We start from the raw sequence: 23441 nt of genomic DNA, 5'->3' as shown, positions 1-23441 counted from the left end.
ACTCAGCCGCCAAGCTCATGCCACCCAACCGACCGCCCGTCACGTTTGTCCGACTCTGGCGATAGATTGTCGGGACAACATTGGAGTGAGGAGTGCGGTGACCGTTCACAGCGATGAGGTCGGCGGGCGAGTCCGTCGATTGCTCGAGTTCTTGCGCGAGACGGTCTCGGCTCAGTCCAAACCAGTTCGCGCCTACGGGCCGACGACTCGGCTCGAGTGGCTGTATCGACGGGACCGCGATGTCCAGGTCGATCACAACGCAACAGCGGGCGACGTGGCCGTCAGGGTTATCCGAGTTAGTGTCGATCCGCCCCCGCAACTACCCGAACAGCTCGTCGATTCGGTGCAAGGTCCGATCGACCGTGCCGCCGAACCACCGACTCTCGCACGCGGAGCCGACGTAACCGAGTCCGAGCTGTTTCGATCGTGGCTCACTGAATGGCAGGTGTGGGCAGCCGACGACGCGAAAAAACGTCCGCTGGCCGAGCTGTACTTGTCGGTCGACCGAATGCGAGAAGAGTCGCATACACAGCCTGAGACGGTCGAAGTCGTTCTGGCGTCAGGACTCCTATCGGCCACAGTGTCCGGAGTGTCCATCGATTCCCATCTGGTGACTCAACCGGTGGAGGTCATTCGGGACGAGGACACCGGGGATCTGCTGGTCAAGTTGACGGCTGGAAGTAGCCCTCGGCTCGAAGACCGACAACTGTTGCTCGGGCTGAAAGGACTACACACGGCGTCAGCAGCATCCCTTGCGCAGAAACTCGGAGATGTCGCGGGCTCACCGATCGCTGTTTCTGCATCCACGATTCTGAAGGAGTGGTCGAATTCGGCCGTCTCCAGCATCACGTACGTCGCCGATCGACATGTTCCACCTGCCGCGCGTCGCGGGACGGTCCGTGAGTCGCCTGCATTGCTGCTTCGTCGTCGAACCGGCTTTGCGCTCGTCTCCTACTACGACGCCATGATTGCTGCGTTGAACGACGGTGCTGATGTTCCGTTAGGACTCCAACAGCTCGTCGAAAGTATCGAGTCGACAGACCGGCTTGACTGGTTGGCGCGTCCCAGCTCAGAGCCGACGCCCGAGATCCTGTTTCCACTTGCCGCTAACCGTGCGCAGTCCAGCATCATGGAAAAGCTCTCACACGACACGGGCGTGGTTGTCGAGGGCCCGCCTGGTACAGGTAAAACCCACACCATCGCAAACCTGATGTCCGCGTTGCTTGCTCAGGGCCAGCGAGTTCTCGTTACCAGTGAGAAGTCGCAGGCATTGCGAGTGCTACGAGACAAGTTGCCGGCGGAACTACAAGATCTGTGTGTGTCGATCACCGACCTTGCGAAGGGTGGGTCGGAAGAACTCGACCACAGCGTCTCGGTGATCGCCGGACGTCTTGCGGATTTCGAGATCGCTCAGGCGGACCGGAAAATCGAGAGAATCGCCGGGGATCGTTACCGAGCGATCAACAAGAAGTACACCCTGGAAGAAGTGCTGACGTCGACGAGGTCCGAAGAGTCCGAGGTCCAGAATTTCGGCTCGCACTACGACGGAACGATGTCGGGAGTGGCCTTGCAGCTTGCTGCGTCAGCCGCAGAGCTGTCCTGGGTGCCGGGTCCGCTCTACGCAGAGTCGCCACCCCTCACCTCAGCGCAATTTGCTGAGCTTGCGGGTCTGCTGGTCGAGAGCGAGCTTCATTCGGCGGACCGCCGCGAACAGTCTTTTCCGGACCTGTCCACAGTGCTACCGAGCAAGACCGTAGTCACTCGACTGTGCGACGGTGCAAGCAGTAGGGCTTCGGTATCTGCACTCGCTGATGTCCCGACGGCGGAACTGCGCCGACTGGCAGCACTGTCCCGTCAGGTTCTTGCGCGCTGCACGCAGCTGGATGGGGACCTCCGCGCCGTGCTGGACGGTGTGTTGTCCGGTTCGCTCGGTTACCTGTGGACGAGGGCAATTGGGGCGTCAGTCCTGCTCGACGACGCGAAATCTGCCGACGCATTGGTCGGTATTGCGAATGTGGTCGTCGACAGGGCCGATCTCGTAGCTCTGGAGACGTACGACGCGGCCGCGCGTCTCTACACAGAAGGACGGTTCGACACCCTCCGATGGTTGCGGACGCCGAAGGAGCAGACCGCGGTCGACGAACTGGCCGTAACGGCCACAGTCGATGGCGTTCCGGCGCAAGGAGGCCACGCGTACCGCCTTGTTGCAGAACATATTCGTGCGCTTCGTTCGGTAGACGAGGCCGCATCGTTGTTGGCGGACATCGGTATTCGCGTTCCGCACCGAGAGAGTCGCGCGGCGCGTATCAACGAGGTGGACGCTGCCGTGCGCAACGTGGCACTGGTGCAGGACATCGTCGAGCGGATTGCAACAATCTCGGATGAGCTCGAACACCGGGTGGCACTACGAACGCTCGACGCCGTGGAAGGGCTGCTGTCGGATATCGAGAAGGCGATGGCGGGCGCGAATGCACGCGACGCGCTGGAGCGGCTTGTGGTGATCGCCGATAGCTTCGAAGCTGCCACCGGTGGGGCGAACAGCGCAGAAGCGCTCGCACTCTCGGACGCGCTCCGCACCGCCGACCGCGAGGCATTCGACGCTGCGGTCCGTGGATACGCACGCGCGAGTGTCGAACAGCAGCAACAGTTGTTGATGGACGCACTGCTGGAGGATCTCGATGCAGCAGCACCGACACTTGGTCACCTGGTCACCAGCGACCGCGTCACCGACTGGGTGATTGTTTCCCGCGATTTCGAGGACGCATGGGCGTGGAGGTGGGCGAACCAGCATGTCGAGCAGGGGCTCGTCCGTCCCGAGGCATCGAATCTGGACGATCTCTACGACGACGTAGATGGGGAGATTTCGCAGCTCACAGCGACACTGGCGGCCGAGAAAGCATGGCGAGAGTGTCTGCAGCGCATGACGTCACGGGAGATGCAAGCGCTCCACACCTACCAGGAGAGCATCAGCAACATCGGTGTTGGCAGTACCAAAATTGCGCAACGTTACCGAGCCTCAGCACGGGCAGCCATGCAGGAAGCGCAGAGTGCTGTTCCGGCGTGGATCATGCCGATCGGGCAAGTTCTGTCGTCGATTCCCCCGCAGCAGAACGTCTTCGACGTCGTGATTGTCGACGAAGCGAGTCAGGCGGACATCAGCAGTCTGTTTCTGATGTGGCTCGCACCGCGGGTGATCGTGGTGGGCGACGACAAGCAGTGCGCACCGGATCGAATACAGCAGGTCTCCGACGACACTGTCTTCGAGCGTCTGGACTCTCACCTCGGCGATCTACCGATGCACATCCGGAACAATTTCAGCCCTCGCTCGAGCCTGTTCTCGCTTCTCCGGAGCCGGTACAACCAGCGTGTACGGCTACGTGAGCATTTCCGGTCCATGCCGGAGATCATCGAATGGTCGTCAAAGCAGTTCTATCGAGACACTCCGCTGATTCCGGTGCGACAGTTCGGAGCGGAACGCCTGCAACCGCTCGTGTCTACGTACGTCGACGGTGCAGAAACGGCGGGGTCGAGCGCGACCTTGATCAACGAGGTCGAAGCGCTTCGCCTTGTCGAAAGACTGTGCGAGTGCATCTCCGATCCTGACTACGACGGGATGACTTTCGGAGTCGTCGTTTTGCAGAGCCGTGCGCAGGTCGAGTTGATTCGCTCACTGATCACAGAGGCGGTTCCTGCCGAACAACGGGACAGTTTGCGTCTTCGAGTGGGAACACCTCCCGATTTTCAGGGAGATGAGCGAGACGTCATGTTCGTGTCGATGGTCGTCGGCGCGGGATCGTCGAGCAATGCGTTGACCAACGAGATGTGGCAGCGGCGTTTCAATGTCGCTGCAAGTCGCGCGCGCGATCAGTTGTGGTTGTTCCATTCTGTTCGAGCAGAGTATCTCTCGCCGTCGGATCTGCGAACGTCGTTGATCTCTTACGTTCAAGCTGCCCCGACCGTTCCGGTTCCGGAGATGCCACAGGTTGTCGACGAGGAAGCCCTCCACAGTGATTTCGTATCGATGACGGCTCAAAGGGTATTCGTCGCCCTGCGCGATCGCGGATACCACGTCAATTCTGCGATCGAGATCAACGAACTCGTCCTGGATCTGGTGGTCACCGGTGTCGCATCGAAGGTCGCGATCGAATGCGATGACGACCGTACGCGTTCGAGAGACGTTGTTGTCGAACGCCTTCGCCGAGAAATGGATTTGAAGCGGGGTGGGTGGACGTTCGCAAGAGTGCGTGCGTCCCAGGTCGTCGTCGACGTGGACACGGCACTCGCCCCGATCATCGAGATTCTGGACGCGGTCGGAATTCTTCCCGGCGAAGTAGAGATTGAAGACGCTAACCGGGATGCGAATTGGAAACCGGTTGTACTAAGTGCGAATTCCAGCGAGGACGCCCTTCCTGACGAGGAGCCGGTGACTCCTGCTCCTGTTGTGGATACCGTGGTCGCGCCGTTGCCCACCATAATCGAGGAAAAATACCCAGTCCGATCGACTTCCGTTCAGGTCGTCGAGCTCGAGCCGGGAGAGACACGACCGCCGAAGTTCGATGGGTCGCGAGAGATTCGGGTCGACTCTCGATACTCGACCCCGCGACGGTCCACCCCGGTCAAGCGCGTGCCGGTGACGACGCGTCCTTCGCCGTCAGTCATGCCGAAGCGGGCACCGTCGAAAAAGACCGTCGTTTCGACAGAACCTGTCGCCGCGGCTACAGCGGGGGTCGGTATCGAAACGCTCCCTGCCGCGGTGCAAGCGGCATTGGCATCGCTACCCGCGGCTTCCCTTTCGACGGGGCGCGTCATCGCAGTGGCTGCAGCGCGTCGAGACGCGCCGCTTACGTTGCGGCGTTGCTCGTTGATCACAGGCATGAACCCGATCGCTGCTCAGCAACTGCTCGCAGACTTGGAGCTCACAAAGAAGCTCGTGCGCAGACAGCGGCCCAACGGCGTTGCCGAGTGGGTACGACCCGAGGACTCGTCATCATGACGGAACTGAGGGCTTGGCAGAAGGAAGCATTCGAGGCCTGGCGAGGGGCTGGCAATCGCGCCATCGTCGAAGCAGTCACAGGCACTGGTAAAACACGTGTCGGTGTGGCTGCGATCGTGTCGGCGCGGAGCCTGAACCAACAGGTCCTCGTTGTGGTTCCGACCATCGACCTCCTCGAACAGTGGCACACGGAGGTCAAACAGCAACTTCCCTCGGTATCGGTTGGCAGGCGGGGGAACGGGCATCGGGACGACTTCCGGCACAGCAGCGTTCTGATCACCACCATTCAATCGGCCATCATGAAGGGTGCCCCTCAGCCGCGTCCCGGTGCGTTGATGATCGCGGACGAAGTCCACCGCTATGGCACCGATGGGTTCGCGCGGGTCTTCACCGATAGGTTCGATCATCGCCTCGGATTGACGGCCACGCTGGAGCGCCAGGACGAAGGTGTGGACACGCACATCCTCCCGTACTTCCGCACGAAGATCGCAGGCTGCGACTTCGCCCGTGGTCGACGAGACAACGTCCTTGCTCCCGTCCGCGTGATGACGGTTGCCATCGAGTTCACCCCAGAAGAACGTACCAAGTTCGAGGAACACGATGCGATCGCACGAGATGCGCGCAAGAACCTGATCGCCAAATACGATTGTGTTGCATCGCCTTTCGGTGAGTTCATGAAGACCGTGACGAAGCTCGCCGAACAACGAGATCTTGCAGAAGGACGACTCGCCAGCCGGTACTTGTCGGCATTCAGCAAGCGACGGTCGTTGCTGGCAGACTGCCAGGGCAAGATCGATGCGCTCGGGACGTTGGCACCGGCATTGGCGAAGTCGGATCGGTCGATCGTGTTCTCCGAGACCAAAGCGTCGGCCGAAGCAGGCTCGGCCGTTCTGCGTGAGCGTGGCGTGCAGTCCAGTGCTTACTCCAGCGGACTGGATCGACTGGCCAGAACCCGCGTGCTACAACAGTTCCGCAGCGGCGCGCTGACCAACCTTGTCGCGCCCAGGGTATTGGACGAGGGAATCGACGTTCCTGCCGTCGATGTCGGCGTCATCATCGCGAGTAGCAGTTCGCGCAGGCAGATGATTCAGCGTATGGGTCGGGTGCTGCGGCTCAAGCCCGGAGACCGGGCAGCGGCATTCGTGATCATGTACGTACCGGGGACGATGGAAGACCCGTCGCTCGGCGCGCACGAGGCGTTCTTGGAGCAGCTTCTCGAGATCGCTGAAGAGCAGGTCGATGTCCCCATCGCACAAGCACCGACGCTACTAACGGACTGGTTGACGCGACCCGTCGAACCCAAACCGGAACCGGTATGTGTCCCCTCCAAGCCGCCGACGTTTATCGAGCCTATTGCCGCTGGTGAACTGTCCCGGCCACAAGGTGGTAACCCTGCTGCTGTCTCGGCTGCTGCTGTGTCGAGTCCGTCTGCAGTGCAACTGGATTCAGTATTAGATTTGATTGGCACGCCCAGCAATCTCGATGTGATGTTGCGGTATGCCGCGACCTTAACCGCGAAGGAGGCTCGGATTCTCGTCGATGTCTTCGGTTTGGGCGGGCGACAGCCTCGATCGGCGATGACGGTCGCGAAATCAGAAGCCGTTCCCGTAGAGATCGTGGTCAAACTACGAGAAAGAGGGATCGACGCTGTGCGGGTCTTGGCCCCCTGAAGTCATACGGCGTGACGAGTTTTCACAGCCCCAGCAAAGAGAATGTCTTGTGACTTAAGAGCCCCGCCGGTAGTCGATTTCTTCGACCTCGGGCGCGCGTGATTTGAAAGTGCCAATTTTCGCCGGTAATGGCAAGAAATTGGTGGTGGTCATGCTGTTTCTTGATCCGATATTCTCTGCGTGATAGACCGCGCCGCTACGAGCCGCTTTACATCCCTCGCCCTGGCACGCGAATAAATCGCACGTTGATATTACGCGTCAGACCCTGATCAACTGGCGCGCCCAGTAGAAACATTGTGGGACCGATGGAATCGCGGCGGTCCGACTACCGGGGACCTGCCAATTTCACCAAAATCGCAATATCGGGCTGCTAAAGCCGACAGGTCGACCCGAGAATGATCGAGGCTAGCTTACGGCTCAATTCTGCTTCACGCCGAATTAACCTTTTCGATCCTCCGATTTATTTCCTCCGCCAGCCAGATCATCGAGCTACAGTCCGCTCCCTGTAGCGTTTGGGGGAGTCTCTCCAGGGCAGCTTCTTTCCACTCCTTCGAGAATTTGTAATGCCTGTTGTCGGTCCCACACTTGATCGTTTGATCGTGGGCGTCATCGCCGAGGGCTTTGCCTGCTAAAAGAGCGGCCGCGGTCGGTAGAAGATCTTCAATCTCGACGTCATGGTTTCGCTTACACCGGTCAGGCCATGCATTCAGCGACAGAATCTGGACGGTCTTCTTCCACCCGAAGTCTTCGAGTCGATCGGCAGCCTTCTTGCCCATTTCGTCAAAGTCGACAATTGCGATTACTGGAACATCTGTAGCAGACTCGGCGAGCACCGCCTGAAAGACAACTTTTTTTGAACCGTTTGCTGGCAAGAAGTGCAGGCCGTCAATAAGGTCTGACTTCCCGGCCGCTTCAAGTGCATAGCGGAGAAACCTGTCGTCCGTGTAACCTTCAGTGATTACTACCCCGCGAGAACCCTCCGGGATTTTTGTAGCTCGATCCAAAACACGCGCTAGCCCAGCATCGGTATAGAGCGAACCGAGGAGCTCAGCTCGGTCATCGTCCCCGTTTGCTGATCGTGCAAGGCGGGTGTGTCCCTCCTGGTTCTTCGTGAGCTCAAAAATTCGGTCTTTCTTGTCGCGGGAAATGATGTGTGGCGAATGGGTTGTGACAAGCAAAGTGACTTCTGAGCGATGCGCCAGCTGCTGCAGCTGGGCTCCCAATAGTTCTTGAGCACCCGGGTGAAGGAATGCTTCTGGTTCCTCCACTGCCAAGACAAGCGACCGTCTGCTTTGATCGGCCAGGTACTGCAGCATCGATACTAGTACCGCGCCTCTTAGTCCAGTGCCTTTGCCCGTGAGCTCGGTGGTGGCTCCGTCACCGAGCTCCACGCCAACTTCCGAGAGTGTCTGCCCGAGGGTTGGAACGGAAGGTACAAGGTTGACTAAGTTGACTTCGGGGAACATCCCGCCGACGTTCGTTTGCACTTGTTCACGCAGGGGTTTCAACAACTTCCGCTCTAGCCCGTCTAGATAGGTTTGCCGCAGTTTATCAATCTCCACCATTTCAGCCGATAGATGATCGTTGATAACAAGCTGCAAAATCTCTCGGAATTTCCCGCTGAGTACTGATCGTAGATCTTGGCCGCTGTGAACGACGCCGAACCTCAGCACTCTCAGGAATTGAGCCTCCAGCTTCGTATGTTCCTCGCTATCGACCGGCATTGACACGGCGCCGAGGCCCTTCGCTTGGTACGACACCTGCCGAGCGCCTGCAGCACCGAAGGCAACCACGCGGCAAACACAGTCATTCTCGGCGTGAGTGCGGCCCTGTTGACTCGTTGTCTTTCCCTGTTTGGCGCGCAATGCAGTTTCGTACTCCAAAGCGCGAGCAATTAGAGTTTTCTCTGGGCTGGATCCATTGGTTTTTTGAAATACCATGACGATTCTAGACTTGGCCCATCCGCCCACGCCCTGAGACGAAGCCGGTCGATCTCGCTCGGGGTCGAAGACCGCGTCCGGGTCCATCGCCATCTCGATCGCCGTCAGAAGGTTCGATTTTCCGCAGTTGTTCGGGCCTACAACGAAATTCGTTCCGTCTGTGAGATCAAATTCGTGGTCACCCACGAGGCTGCGGAAGTTACTGATCTTGACATGAGTCAGGCGCACAAAAAACCTTTCACTGAGCGTGGCTTCGTTCGGCACCACCAGTCCGGACTTGACTTAGTATCGCTGAGCGGCTGGCCGTTTCGTAAACCTCGTGTGGTAGAAACAATGGTGACATTGGAGCTTAGCAAGCTGCCAACGACTACGGAGAGAAAGATGTGATCCGGCTAATTGAGGCCGCGCCGCATAGGCGTATCTGCGTGTACTTCAATTCACCACCTGCAGTTGACCGTTGCTGCGCAGCTGATCAACGTGCTCCCTGATCTTTACCGGGGCGGAACCACCGCGAACGAGAAGCCCGCACTCAAGGTTCTTGCCGAGTGCAGCGCCAGTCATATTCGCGCTTCCGACTAGCGCTGCGGAATCGTCTACGACGAGCAACTTCGCGTGTAGCGACGCGCCCGCGGGCCTCACGTTTGCAGGCCAATACAACCGTGTAGCTGACAACCCAGGGAAGGGATGACTGCCCCCTGAAAAGTTGGCGTTGTCGATAGAGCGCTCCACAACCAAGGTAATCGCGACACCCCGACTGGCTGCCTGGTGAAGCGCCGACGTAACACTCGGTTCATTGTGGACTGCGTAGCCGACTATGAGGACATTCTTTGCTGCATTGGCGACTAAATCAATCACCACTGCGGACGTGAGACGGTTCGACACAGCTTGAGTGGGTCCAGTCCAAACCGGGGTAACACTGCTTCGCCTGGAATCGTGCTCGACACTTCCAAGGAGAACGCCGGCCGCAAGTGATCGAGTAGCGCTGTCCCGCGGTAGCGTATGCAGTTCGTCGCAAGCTTCACGAATGCGCTGTCCCGCTGTTGCCCGGAGTGTGTTCAATCCGTGAGGTATCAGGAGCGCGGAAGCGATCCGTCGGATGTCTGCGGGAGGCAGACGTCGGCTCAAGCTGACCGAAAGTGATACAACCTCTGACACTTCTGTCATCGCAAGAACGCGAGATTGTCGCCAGTTAGGTCGACGACTACCGCTCGGTCCAGCCATCGATTGCCTGTCTCGCAGCTTGTCTCGGACGCGAACAGACACGCGTGGCATGCTGCTGCATGCAGAGTGTCGGATGGATCTTCTGGAACATGTTCCGCGCAAATTGGATCCGAGGAGCATCTCTGGGCATCCACTAAGGCATTGTCCAACAACCGCTTCAGGTGCTGCGGTTGACCTAACGCAACCAGCCCGCCAAGAGTGCCTTCGCTGTCGCTGGCGGCGGTCGACAACAGGATCCCGGTGGCCGGCTCAGCCGTCGTTCCGACGTAGATCCGTTCCCGGATGCTTGACGAGCCGTATCCGCATTCGAGAGCGACCTGACGAATCAACAAATGGCTGAGCGTGTGCAGTAGCAAGAATCGCGGTATAGGTAAGGTGGTGTCGACGGGGCGATCTCGATTCCCAGACCAACGTGCGAACGCATCCTGCATTGCTACGATCCTGGGATGCTCGGACACTTCCCGCTCCCATTGGCGTACTTGAGGTTCGGGTAGTTCGAGGAATATTCCCTCACCACGCTGCTCGAATGCGGGCACCCACTTCGGGCTGTTGGTCCGACTGAGGCTTAACCGATTTCTAGGATCCAATTCACGGCGGTCCGGTGCAGTGAGCCGGGTGAATCCGACGAGGGCTTGGACCTCTCTGAGGCGACTTACCAAAACGACTTGCTGAAGTAGATGGTTGTACCCATCGGGACCACTTATGGGTATCGCTCGAAAATCGTCGTCTTGTTGCTGGGTTGTGGGGTGTGAAAGCAAGTCCCATTCGGCACGGAGCAAGTCGGTCTGAGGAGGAGCGTCAACAGGCCCTCCGGACGCTTTGAGGGCTTCGATTGCCGACCACACTTCCGAAGTCTTCGAGTCTCGAAGCGCGCGCAGTGAATCCAATTGTCCGACCAGGAGTCCGACCACAGCCTCGTTCGGCTGCGGACCCAGAATTTCCCAGTTCGCACTGACGATGTCGGCGACTGTTTGGCTCTGCGGTAGATGTAACGCACTTGCTGTGATGCTGAACCATAGATTGGATGCGCCGAGCACCATAAGTCGGAGATTTCGGCCACACGGCTCGAATTCTTGTAGATGTGGATGACGGCCTCTGCAAGTTGGAAGCGCTTCCCACCCGTCCCGGCCGCTGGCTTGCGAGACGTTGCGCGATGACGAGCATTCGACACAGGTGATCGTGACTCGCGGGCCCAGGGTGCTGGAACTGTCTCGGAGCACCAACTTTGGCCCACCGCACGGCTCGGACCTGCCGCTATGTACGAAATCCACGTATGGGAAGTCGTCGAGATGCCCCCCATCGCAAGCGACAAGGAAGCGTGCTGGTAGACACGCCCGCTTGTTTCGTGCGGCCTTTTGCGTCTGCTTTTGGCATGTGGTGTGTACGAACTTTGCGAGGTCGGGTCTCCGGCCGTAACGGTGGACCAAGTCGAACTGGCCAGGCGGGTCCAGCGGTCCGAGCCGGTGACACGCTGGGCAACGAAGCCAGCGCGGGAAAGGTGAGACCGGAACGCCGGTCCGTGTCCACGGGTCGTCGCTGTCCTGAGGATCCCACGGCGCGGTGTGGAGCGCGTTGACCTGCGGGCCCAGGGTGGCGCGGATCTTCTCCAGCAATCGCGGTTCGACGATGGTCTCAGCTCGTTCGAGAGGCCAGCTCTCTGTTCCTTTGACGATCACACTCATGCCCGGAAGGTCGACGATCGCCCCGCTGCCTCCGGTAGTCACCAGATGGCTGGGTCTGGCTCCGCCAATGCGACTCGGCTGACCTTTGGGTCCCGTGACCTTCGAAGATAGAGCAGCTGTGGTCATTGCGAATCCTTCATTGTTCGGTCGTAGGTCCACGCGGGGGCGTCGTCCAGACTGTTGTCACGCCCATCGAGCTGAAGCAGAACCTCGGGTTCCACTTCACGCAAGCTCATTGGCGCCGTCCAGGTGTCCCAAGCAGACTCGTCAGGTTTGTGGAGCAGCCCGGTGACATCCGCTGCTTGCTGATAACCGAGGGTGCCAGTCGGGAGATGTGTTCGTTGGTGGTGCCACTTGTCGAGCCGGCTCTGCACCAGGTCGCTTACCAGCGCCGCTTGTGCCGAGTCGTGGGTGACGCGCTCTGCGCGCGCGGTGAACATGTCGACCACTCGTTTTGCCATGGGCCCCGTGACGGGGACAGAGGCCGCGGCTGTGTTTGCAAGCCATGCTGTACCCGAATGGCGCAGTGCAGCAGTTAAAACAGCGGTCAGGCCCCGGTCCAAAGCCCGATCGCTGTAAGGAGTTGTGGTCAGGCCTTCAACGCGCATACCGAACGTCGCATGGTCGTATCCGAAGGTCTCGTAGTGAGCCAGGTCGCGAGGGCGGCTCCACTGGTAGAGCGTCACCACTAGGCCCGGTCGACCCGTGTTGCGGCCGACGCGAGAGGTTGCCTGAATGTACTCAGCGGTGCTTTTGGGTTGCCCCGTGACCAGCATGAGTCCCAATCGCTGGACGTCTACACCGACCTGCAGCATCGATGTAGCGAGCAGGACGTCGATTGCCGGGACCCCTCTGTTTCGAATTGCCTCGCTGAGTTGCTCTTTCTCCGCGCCAGGTCCGCCGCGGAGGACATCCATCGCGGCGTTCGTGTCGAAACGAGTACTGAATGGTCGCTCTAGGTCGGCTAGAGTGGTCGCAATACGACTGCTCGGCATGCGGCTGGTCAATTCGGTAACCAGCGGGCGCCTGCGACGCGTTCCAACGGACTGGGAAGTCAATCTGTCCGCAATGTCGTCCTCCACCAAACGGCGCATGCCCGCCAACTCTCGCGTCGACGTGAAGTAGTCAACAAGAGTCATGTACGGGTCGGCTGCGTCGCCGTACTTGTCGAACAATCGTTGACTGTGTTCCAAGAGCGCCGCTGCCACCCGAATTTCTATGGCTTTGAATCGTTCACCGGTCGCGCAGATCCCGCGGTAGCGCCGACTTGGGGTAGCAGGACTTGGCGACACAACAGTAGAGAAGAAGGTCTCACCTGCGTCGAGTACCTGTGGCGGAAATATCGACAGGTCGCGCGCGAAGACTTGTTCAACTTGGTCGCGGGCCCGTCGCACGGTTGCGGTCGATGCCACCAGCACCGGCCTAATTGGCTTCCCATTCTCAGTTCTGGTGCACAGCGCATCGATGACAGTCTCGTATAGTCCGACCATCGAACCTAGAGCGTCGGCTATCAGGTGCAACTCATCCTGAATGATGAGGTCCGGTGGGCGCAGCGCCATCACTGGCTGCGCGGTGGTCGACGGCAGCGGTCCGGCTTTCGGATGTCGTCCTGTGCATTTGTCGTTGTCGGGGCTGATGTAACCGTGTCGTGGGCAGCGTTGATTCACCGTGCCGAAAAGTGATGCGGTTGATGCACGCCAGGGGAGCTGTGCGAACTTGTCTACGGTGCCAATCACCAGACTGGGAGTCAGTCGGTAGATCTCTTCGTCGGTGACAAGGACCGGCAAGCCCTCGTCCGGTGAGTTGCGTGGGCTGTAGGCGCAATCACCCTCTGGATCACTGCAGAAAAGCAACACTCGCCTGCGCTTCTCGTGCGCGAGTAGGTCGCGGCCCGCAGACAGGCGAGATCCACACCAGGGACACGAGGCAAGTTGAAGGGGGCCACCCACCGCGTCGTCCTGGCCCTTCGTGTCTTCGATTGCGCGACGAGCCTCGCTGAAGGAGTTCGGTGTAACCGCGCTACCCACCCATAGCCCGATCCGGAACGGGGTCGATCCCCACCGTGAGTCCCCGGCGGAAACACGTTCGCGGCGTAGTATCTCGCAGGCGCAGATGAGGGCCGTGGCACGCTGAAACTGTTGTGCAGTAAGCAATCTCAGTGTGTAGCGCATCAGGACGGATACCCCGTCGGTGCCGTCCCTCGCGTCCAAGCCCTTGCCGACTACACCTTGGAGCCGGCGGAGCCCCAGCGTGTATGCGGTCAGTCCGAGGTAGGCCTCGGTCTTGCCGCCGCCAGTGGGAAAGAACAGTAGTTGCGCCTCACCGACCTCGTCTCGATGTGCATCGGGGTGGGAAGGATCGGTGAGGCCAGGCAAGCACAGCAGCACGAACGCCAATTGGAAGGGCCGCCAGCTTCGTTGGCGAGTTACATCGAAACGACGGAGTAACTCGCTCACAGTTGCAGTGGGGTCGGCGGTGCGTTCGCGGACCATCTCGCTGCGCACGCGCTGGAGGGCCATTGCCTGATTGGCGAAACGGAACGCCTCCCTGGCGTGGGGATCATCCCGCAGCAAGGTTATGGCCCTATCGAGACGGTCAGCCATGGTGTCTGCGGTGTCCAGTGCAATAGCCCCCGCCGGTCGGTAGCGGCGAATTTCGCTGTCGTCGAGTCTCTCTCGCTGGTCGGCCAGCCAACGACGGTAACCAGTGGCAAGCGGGCGGAGGGCTCTCTCGAGGTCGTCGCGTGCCAATTCAGGACTGCCGAGACGGGCCATGTCGGTGACCAGGCCGGGCATACTCGCAGGATCCCCTGGGACGGTTAGGGCGACGTCGGCAGCCGGAAAGCTCGTTGTGCTGAGTCGCCAGGCGCGCACCTCGCCGTCGCGTACATCAGGGTCGACGGCGCACTGGCGACCGTGCGAGTATTCACGGCGGCCCCGATACAGAAGAGCCAAGTGGAGCCGCTCAGCTTCCTGCTTGGCGGGAGGCTCGCTCGCGTCAGGGTCGTTGTGGGCGAGAAACACTGGTGCAGCGCCGTCGAGAGCCGTGACCACCAAGCCAACCTGATAGATCCGTGCCGTATCGGGACTAGAGTCGGGGATTCCCTGATCGTTCACCAGGGCCAGGTCGACTAGCCGTACCGCGCCGCGGTCCCTCACGGTCACCCGCAGAACCACTCGTTCCTGGTCTGAATCGATGGGCGTCGGCATTTGCTCGGCCAAGGTCAGGTCGACCTCGACGGTGCCGCCGCGTGGGGTGCGACGCCATACACGTCTTGGCTTTCCCTGCGCCGTGACATGCACCTCGGACGCGGTCGGAGCGTAAGAACCCCACGAAGCAGTGACAACGATCTTTTCGACATCAAGGGGGACCTGAAACGACAACCCGATCGCAGATGCAGCCATGGTTCCGGTTCGAGCGCTTTGAGTGACGGGGACGTCGTCGCCCGGAGATCCCGTCGCGTCCGTGACTTCGTTGTCGACGAGATCGGGGTCAGCGTCGACTGCAGGACCGTCGGACGCAGCGTCTTCGTCGGTGGATATGACGACGGGGGCAGGCTCCGATGGTCGGGTGCGAGGAACCAGGCGACCGATGAGATAACGCTCCGCTGGCGGCACTCCCGGTGGGAGTTCTTCCTCGTCGCCGTCTCTTGGCCCAAGCAGGTCCCGTTCGAGTAATTGTTCCAGCTCGGCGCGGACGTCATACGAGGATGTGGGGCCCGCAGTTGCATCGTTAGTGCTCATCTGTGATGACGCTACTAGCTGACACCGACAGGAACTGCTCGAATCGCTGCGGAATTCGAACCGCTAAGCTCACCCAGTCGTTCGCCTGCAAACCCGGACGGGCCCGCGCTAGTAGTGCGCGGTTCCGTTGGTTCGCAGAGATGTTGGATGCCCTCAAGGTTGATTAGATGCTGTTGCACTTGGGCTCACGCGTGGGTTTGAGCCATCGCGACAAGACCAGCCCGGCGATGGTTTTCCTCAAGGAGAAGGTCGAGCAGTTCAAATCGCGCCCGAGGCGACACGGTCCAACGGACACCGATCTTCGTGGGGTGATGCCCGATCTCCAGATCAAGGTCCCACCCGTATGCGGCTACGACCGCACGATCGATTGCCGAGTGAATTTCGCGAAGCTGAATCACTGCTGGATCGCGGTCCGAAGGGTCGTGCACGTGGTTGTAGGTGGTTGTCAGGCCCCATGCTCGGTCAAGCATCAGCGTACGTCGCTCAGCGTCGAGTCGATTCCCCAGACGGAATAGATCAGGCGTTGAATTCGGGCGTGGCCAAGTGAGAAATACGTCGGATGGCGAGTAGTTGACTCGAGTTTCCAACGTCGAGCTATACCGCACGACCCACGTCGTATGAGCAGTGGACGATAAAGCGGCGAGGCTGGCGAAGTCATCAAGAGCAAAAACTGCGCACTTGTGCGCGAAAACCGGTCCAGTTTCGACCAGCAACGGCATTACGACATTGCTGACCAACGACAACGCGAGAACTTGGTCAAGGTCAGCGATCGTTCGATACAACTGGGGGGCTCGTTCGGCGTAGATCCACCATTTGTCGCGCCGCTGGCTGCGATTGTTCTTATCACGCTCGGGTTTGACCAGACGGCGCACGATCTCGATCACTTCGGGATAGGTCTCGGCCCGCTCGAGGTGCCAGTCCTTGAAGTTGATGATCCAGCGGCTAGCCGAGCTATCGGGCCGCTGGTTTAGGTCTTGCCCAATAATATAGGGCGCGAGTACATCTGCGTTTCGGGGGTCCCGCGCGATCAGGTTACGGGCCTGCTCTTCTGGCATCGTGAATCCGAGCCCGAGGACATTGGAGCCCTGGAAAGCCAAGTCGTCGTTCTCTGGAAGCCGTTGAGGGCGACCCGCGATCCTCCCGACGGGTTCCAGATCGGTACCGATTGCGGGTACCTGCTCGCCTGCGAGAATTCTGAGGCCGTGCTCGGCCACGGGAGCGCGGCTTGCCCACACGTCGACGATCTCGAGATTCGCGCTGCTACTCGGCCATGGATGGCTCGGCGTCGCACGTCGAATGGTCATTCCGCGTTCTGCGATTTGTGCCAGACCAACTTGAAGCGTGTCGCCTTGCACGAGCGTGTTAGTTGTTATGTACCCGAGCTGGCCTTGGTCGTTCAGTAGACGCTCGGCGCGAAGAACAAATCTGGCGGCGAGGTCGGCGCTTCCTTTAACGCTATTCCCGTCCCAACGCTGTAGGGCGGCAGCGTAGTTGGTTCCCAGCGCGCCCGTGACCCTTTGTCCGCCAAGAAACGGCGGATTACCGATGATGGCATCGAAGCCAGGTGACCTCGTGTCCGCGAAGACTTCCGGAAAGGCAATGGGCCAATGCAAGGGATCGCGAGGCTCGACTCCGTCAGGCCTGCCGATCTGAATAGCCGCAGTCTGCTCTCTTAACCCATCGACCCAGTTGGGCGCTGTGGTCTCGACTCGCATGGCCAATGTGGCGAATGCGACATCGATTTTACTGGCGGACCGCAACTCTCCCGCCCTCAGTCCGACACCCACCAGCGCGTCAGCTACCGCCTCGATCTGACTGGTGGAGCGACGGGCTTTGGCCAATAAGCCAAGTTTTGTCGTAACGTCGCGGCCCGTGGTGACTGTGTGCGCCACAATTCGTCGTCTCAGGTCTGCGGCTTGTCGAAGTTCGTCTTCACGCAGGACGGTGTCGAAGGTTGCGGCGGCGGTCGGTGCGAGGTGGAGATGCTCGAGTTGGGCTAGATTCGTGACGCCGAGAAGGCTGTCGCCGGTGACAAAGCGATCATCGAGAAATCCGAACGGCCGTTCGCGATCCATCGTCACCAGCCACAGGGATAGCTTTGCCATTTCGACTGCAAGAGGATTGATGTCGACGCCGTACAAGCAGCGGTCGGCGACCCTACGCCGGGCATCGAGGGACAACTGCTCTACCTCCGCATCAGCTGATCGTCCCTGTCTCGAATGACGAGCTGTCAAGACGGCGTCTGGTCGACCTTCTTCCTGCCAGGCGTCGATGAGTCGGTCCGCAAGGTAGCGGCATGCTGCGACGAGAAAGGCACCCGACCCCATTGCTATGTCCGCGACCCGAAGGTCAAGAATCTCCGTGGACGGGCGAATCTTCCACGAGTTGCGGTCTGCCGTCTCAAGGGGCCCGGGTCGGTAGACTAAGGGCTCGAGAGCATTGTCGGCGACTTCCTCTGCCAATACTCGAGGCGTGTAGTGAGCCCCGGTCGACGCGCGTCGAGTAGACGGCGCGATGAATCGACGTCCCTTGGTGATGACCGCCGGCCTTCCGAGGGAGTCCCAACGCAATACCGGGGCGACCGGAAGTACCTTGTCCGCAAGGTCGCCACCGACATGGCGTCGGAGGGCGTCCAATTCGTGTTGAGCGAGCGCAGAAGCAAGGTCGTTCTCTAGGCGGCTCTCGCTCCGGCCGGTCCTGGCTTTCAGTTCTGCAGCCAATTTCGGCGGAGTCTGTAAAAGCCATTTCTGCAATTCGGACAGCCGAAGCTCGCTGGGTTCCTTACCCTTCGGCCAGTCTTTAGACCGGATCAGCTGAAGTATCGGTTCGGGGGCGGTCCTCACCTCGAGCTCCAGGAGTCCTTCGTAGACGTATCCAATCTGCTCGACGTCCAGCGCGCGGAAAGTCAGTCTACGTCGCTCGCCGCCCACCTCGACGTACTGGACGGCACGAAGCAGCCGCAGCACTGTGGCGTCGTCGACCGCTGGCGGGAGGCTCTCTGCACCTTCGATTCCTGTGCGTCCCTCCAACCAGGGGAAGCGGGAGGGGTCGAACAAGGCACCGCCATACGCCGGGAGTTTGAGATCTTCGTGCGCGACCCCGGCGTGGAGGGCTCGGCTAGTGGCGAGCAATCTGTGCCATGCACCGGTGCGGTGCTCCAATGTCTGCGCACCGGAGAGGGATTCAACAGCCTCAAGTTGTTCTACGAGGCGGCTCGCGCTGTACGCGGCTACATAAATGTCGTCATCACTAGGCAGTAGTCGTCGCTCCTCCGCGAAAAGGAGGAACACGACCCGCATCATGACCGTGACTACACCGTCATATAGGTCATCATCATCGACTCCCTGAAGGACCCCCGATTCCGAATCGAGACGGTCCAGCGTCTCGAGCAGCAGCTCGACGGCGTCCCGAACTTGTAGGCCAAGAGTCTCGGTGACCTGTTCCTGCGCCTCGAGGCTCTCCGCGAACAGCTCGGGCAAGGTGTCGTCATCAGCGACGGCGAGAAATCTGGACCGTTGCAGTAGCGCCACGAAGGCAGCGAACGATTCCGGTTCCTCGCCCCACACACTCGAATCCCATACGGACGCGCCCACGGTGCCACCGATCGGTGCCCATACCACCGCCCACCAACGCCCGTCGGTCACCAGTCCTATTGGGACATCTCGTGCGCGAAGAACTACCGCCAACCGCTCGACAGGACTAGCCGACCATCCGTCGGAGTTTGTCCGCTGCAGAGGGTGGGTCCCCCATGGGGTAATCGAACCAAGCAGTCGCCACGGTCCGGCAGCGGGCTCGGGCGTGAGCTCTTCTTCGTCGCTCTGAAGCGAAATCGTCTCGCCCTCAAAGGTTTCAGCGGGAAGTGGGTCTGCGTAAAAGCCGAAGTCCGGTGCGAGTAGCACACCGTGTTCGCCTACTGGCTCGGCCATCGATGAGGGCACCTGGTCTTCCCAGCGCAGACGAGTCCCCCAGTCCAGACCCTCGACGAGCACCGTCTGGATCGCAATGCGGCGGCTCGAACCACCGTCGGTCAACGCCTGGGCAGCTGCGGCGCGCACCACCCGGCGTGATGTTTGTGCAACAGAGGGAATACCTGTCGGCCAGACACGGTCGACGACGGGCAAGGTCAGGGATGGCCCCGACGTCTGTAGAAGTTCAAGCCATGAATGACGATGTCGTGCCGCTTCTCCAGCGGCGTAGGTGCGGCGACGTCGTCGGCTCATTAGTTGTTTCCTTCCGGGACAGCGAGAACCACGGCGAACGGGAATACCAGTTCCTTCACGTCCCCGTAGCGTTGATTGAGCAAGTCCACTTCGCGATCGCGATCCTCTTCGAGGGCGTCAAGCCGCTGCTGCCATGCTTGGCGATCACGCTCGAATTGTTGCTGCTCGGTCTTGTGTAGGTCATCGAATGCCAGTTGGACTGCGCCGTCATTCGCGAGTGCCGTCTGCAGGGTTGCGCGGAGCTGATCGTAAACCGCACGAGTGTGTTGATTAGCTCTGCTGAGCTGACCAGCCAGATCGCTCGAACGGGCATCTTTCTGGGCTGTAGCGCGCTGGCGTAAATCCTCGACCAGGCGTGGGGTGAGTTCGTCCCACCGCTGCGCAAGCCGGTAGCGGGCGTCTAACGGCGCAGGCGTGCAGGCATCAGGTTCGAGAGCCGCCTCTACTGACGTCCGGAGTTCGCTGTAGCTAGCCTTTTGGAGGTCCATCCGTTTGGTCGGTCCCTTGTCCGGCAGCTCTCGGCCGGCCAGCACAATCTCTTCGTGTAAGCGGCCTCCGTCGGCACCCACCACCACCAGACGGGCAAGCACCATCACGACGGGTCCGCGTAGAGACAGACTGTCGGGTGGTGAAAAGCGGACCGCTGTGACGCGATACAAATCAGTGCGACCGCCCCAGACTGCGCTCCGAAGCAGTCGAGTCGATTGAGCGACGAGGGGGTGTCCCAGGTGGGCGAGAACGACGTCGTCGCGTCCACGGGCGACGTCAGCATCGAAGGTCAATGGCCGCAGCTCACCAGACAACGGATCTGGCAGACCGGCAAGTGTGCGTTCCCATCCACTACGCAGCTCCGGCGGTTCTACCTCGCCCACCCGGCGATCGGCGAGCGGCGGCTGCTGTGCAAGTGATAGAGCGGTGTCGACGACACGTCGAACATTGTCGGGAGCTACATGAAGTCGTGCCACCGACTGATCGAGCTGAGCCCGCAAGCGTTCGGCTTGGGCCCGAAGTCCTTGCTCAGCCTTGAGGACGGTGGCGGCTGGGCTTGCCTTCACCGTCATCGGGTCAATGAGCAAGGGGCGGCCCAGCATCTGAGCCTCCACTGCCCCGGCAAGCACTGGATTGACGCTACCGAGGTCGCGGCGCTCGGTGGCAACCTTGGCAGCCACACGTGAGAGGAATTCGAGATCGCCGTCGTAAGACCCTGCGACGGCCGACCGCCAAGCAGCGCCGACAAAGTGGACGACGTCGACCTCGGAGCTCTGACCATAACGATCGACTCGACCAATTCGTTGTTCGAGTCGGTTCGGGTTGAACGGGATGTCGTAATGAATCACGGTATGGCAGTGCCGTTGCAGGTCGATTCCCTCACTGGCCGCATCTGTGGCAAGCAGAAAGCGGAGCGGATCGCGGTCGGGCGAGGCTTGGAACGCATCTTTCAGGTGTTCACGCTGCTTATCGTCCATGCCGCCATGCAGCAGACCCAGCCGCTCCCCGCCAAGACCTCGAGCGGAGAGAATGCCTGCCAACCAAACCTGAGTGTCCCGGTATTCAGTGAACACGATCACCCGAGTCTGACTTTCCGGAGGGCACAGGCGTCGCAGCTCGTCGACCAGTACGTCGGCCTTACTATCAGCCGGCTCCGCTCGGCGTTGCGCCCATTGGTGGAGTTCGTCGAGTACTTTCGCCTGTGCTGCGTTCAACTCGCCCGTGGTGGCCGCGGCACGTGCCAATACGTCGGCTTCGGCTTCATCGGGATCGGGCTCGTCCTCCCAACTCAACGCATCGGTTAACCACTCAGGAACATTGTCCTCGATAACCGGAGCGCCAGCTCGCGCCACGGTAGCGCGATGTGCATCCAACGTCCGAGCGAATGCCGCCGGGGATGAGAACATCCGTTTCTTCAGCAGGAGACTGATCAGGTCGCCGGCACGGACTGCGGAGCCTCCTGGGACATTTCGCCTCGACTCGGTGTACGTCGACAGCAATTCATGGCCTGTCTGTTCGTCGGCGGTGTACGCAACTTCGAGCGCCCGAGCATGGCGACCAGGAAAACGAGGCGAGCCGTCGGGAAGCGTTAAATCGTCCTTGAGCCGACGAACCATGACCTGCTGGACAACTTCCGGTCTCGGCTCCACACCGCGGGCGAACCGCCGAGGGTCCAGCAGCTCCAGCAACGCTTGCCAAGACTCGGAGTATCCATTGTGGGGGGTTGCCGATAAGAACATTCGATGTTGCGCGAAGTCACCCATGCGCCGGACCGCGCGTGTCTGCAAGCTGTCCAGCGCGTACTTCCTACCTCTTCCGGGGGCCGGAGGCGCGCAATGGTGCGCCTCGTCGACTACAAGGATGTCAAAGAACCCAGGGTGGCGAGCGCTGTCGACCAAGACCTCGTCCAGCAACCGCTGTACGCGAGGCGTACGCAGCCACGGCAGGCTCACGATGGTGCGAGGGAAGACGGAAAACGGGTTGGCCTCCAAGCCATGAGTTCGTCGAAGCAACTTCAAGGCTTCCGCATTCAGAACGGTGAAGTCTAGGCCAAACTTGTCTTTGAGCTCGTGCCGCCATTTTTCGGTAAGGGGAGCCGGGCACACGACGATCACACGGCGAGCTCTGTTGCGCAGCAACATTTCTTGCATAACCAAGCCGGCCTCGATGGTTTTGCCGAGTCCCACGTCGTCGGCGATAAGGAGTGCCACGCGCGGCATGCCGAGAGCCTTCGCCACCGGCTCAAGTTGGTAATCCTCGATGGTGATACCCGACCGGAACGGGGCCTGCAGGGTGTCATCGTCAGCGCTGGCCACGGTTCCCCAGCGCACTGCGTCGAGGAATGCGCCAAGTGTCTGGGGATCATCCCATCCGGATTCTGTAACAGCAGGAAGCCGCGTTTCAGGGAGCACTTCGCGGCCAGGCTCGATCTCCCACGCGACGGTCAGCTCGTCTCCCAAGTCGTCGTCGCTGACCGAACTAAGTGTGACGAGCGTTCGTCCGGGCGGTTCCGTCGCGAGCTCGTCACGCGGCTGCGTGCTCACACTGCGGCGATTGACGACCCACTGTTGGCCGCGGACCCGCACCAGCTGGCCGACGTCTGGTGCGGTGTCTCCTGCGGCTATCGCTGTCATTGCCTGACTGTAGCCAATCGGTACCGGAGTCCGAGGCGGGACCGAACGGCTTCTGGTCGGAATCGGTTTTGAGCGTCTCGCGAGTCAGTCGGTTTCGTCGGGGAGTTCCTCGATCTCGCCAATTTCGAAGCGATCGGAGGTTTCCTCGGCGTCACCACCCACATCACGAGGGACGTCCTTGCCCATCGCTTTCTCCACTAAATCGCAGATTCGAGATCTTCTTTATATGAAGAAGGATTCGAAGTCATCGGTTCGCAACGCGGCGGAAGGGACAAGGTGCGCCTCAAGGATACTGTCCAATTGTTCGGTCCCGATTTGCGATTTTTTTCGATTTGCAGTAAGTAGCTCGATGGTGCAGCGCCGCCGATCGTCCTGTTCGTCACCGCTGAAACGCCAGTTTGATTGACGATGCTCTCACGTCTTTCATCATCGATTTGATGACTGGCGCACCACTTCTTGGTCGCGTCCCGAAATGTCGAACACTTGAGTCTGGGCATTATGTAAACGCGTTGATGGACAGATTTTTTGAAGAAGCACAGGAGGTCCGTGACGCACCGCCGGAGAACAGGTACGAAGTGCTGGCCGACCTGCTTGAGGTCGTCCAAGCCCTGGCCTCACATCTGGGGCTTACTGACGCGACTCTGAGCGCTGTAGCTGTTGACAAGTGGTCACAGCGCGGTGGCGTCGAGAAGCGGAACTGGCTCGAGTAGTCGCCGTTCACGGTGCTGCGTTGATCAAGCTGCGGACGCGGAGGGTGACTGTCGGACATCACGCACGGTGGGGCATGAACTGTATGTCCGCCGACGCCGTCACCCAAGCGAAAGTGGGAAGCCCGCTGTAACTTGTCACG

Annotated in this window: 6 protein-coding genes; 2 read left to right on the top strand and 4 right to left on the bottom strand. The window is 60.2% G+C overall.

Going from position 1 to position 23441, the window contains the following annotated elements:
- Positions 1-97: 97 nt before the first annotated feature.
- Both K414_RS27630 and K414_RS27625 read left to right on the top strand, forming a co-directional pair.
- On the top strand, positions 98-4993 hold the full coding sequence (locus tag K414_RS27630) for an AAA domain-containing protein (protein WP_051365221.1): 4896 nt from the start codon (positions 98-100) through the stop codon (positions 4991-4993).
- Between the two features lie 545 nt (positions 4994-5538).
- A complete protein-coding gene (locus K414_RS27625; RefSeq protein ID WP_237606268.1) occupies positions 5539-6663 on the top strand; it encodes a helicase-related protein in 1125 nt (374 codons plus the stop codon).
- Positions 6664-7091: 428 nt separating this feature from the next.
- On the opposite strand, the gene K414_RS27620 is transcribed toward K414_RS27625, so the two are convergent.
- The 4 genes from K414_RS27620 to drmD form a co-directional block, all read right to left on the bottom strand.
- Entirely contained in the window at positions 7092-8867 is a 1776-nt protein-coding gene (locus tag K414_RS27620) for an AAA family ATPase (RefSeq protein WP_237606266.1), read from the bottom strand.
- A gap of 2761 nt (positions 8868-11628) precedes the next feature.
- Positions 11629-15249 carry a DISARM system helicase DrmA gene (gene drmA / locus K414_RS27610; protein WP_081701641.1) on the bottom strand — a complete coding sequence of 1207 codons (3621 nt, stop codon included), beginning with the start codon at positions 15247-15249 and terminating at the stop codon, positions 11629-11631.
- Between the two features lie 185 nt (positions 15250-15434).
- A complete protein-coding gene (locus tag K414_RS27605) occupies positions 15435-19469 on the bottom strand; it encodes a DNA methyltransferase (protein ID WP_152530461.1) in 4035 nt (1344 codons plus the stop codon).
- Positions 19469-22591, bottom strand: coding sequence for a DISARM system SNF2-like helicase DrmD (gene drmD, locus K414_RS0121395; protein ID WP_027497796.1), 3123 nt, complete (start codon positions 22589-22591; stop codon positions 19469-19471). Before drmD ends, K414_RS27605 begins: the two co-directional genes overlap by 1 nt.
- Positions 22592-23441 lie beyond the last annotated feature (850 nt).

The organism is Rhodococcus sp. JG-3 (assembly GCF_000482405.1).
GTDB lineage: Bacteria > Actinomycetota > Actinomycetes > Mycobacteriales > Mycobacteriaceae > Rhodococcoides > Rhodococcoides fascians.
Note: the sequence above shows the minus strand (reverse complement) of the source record. Positions and strands in the feature narration are given on the sequence as shown.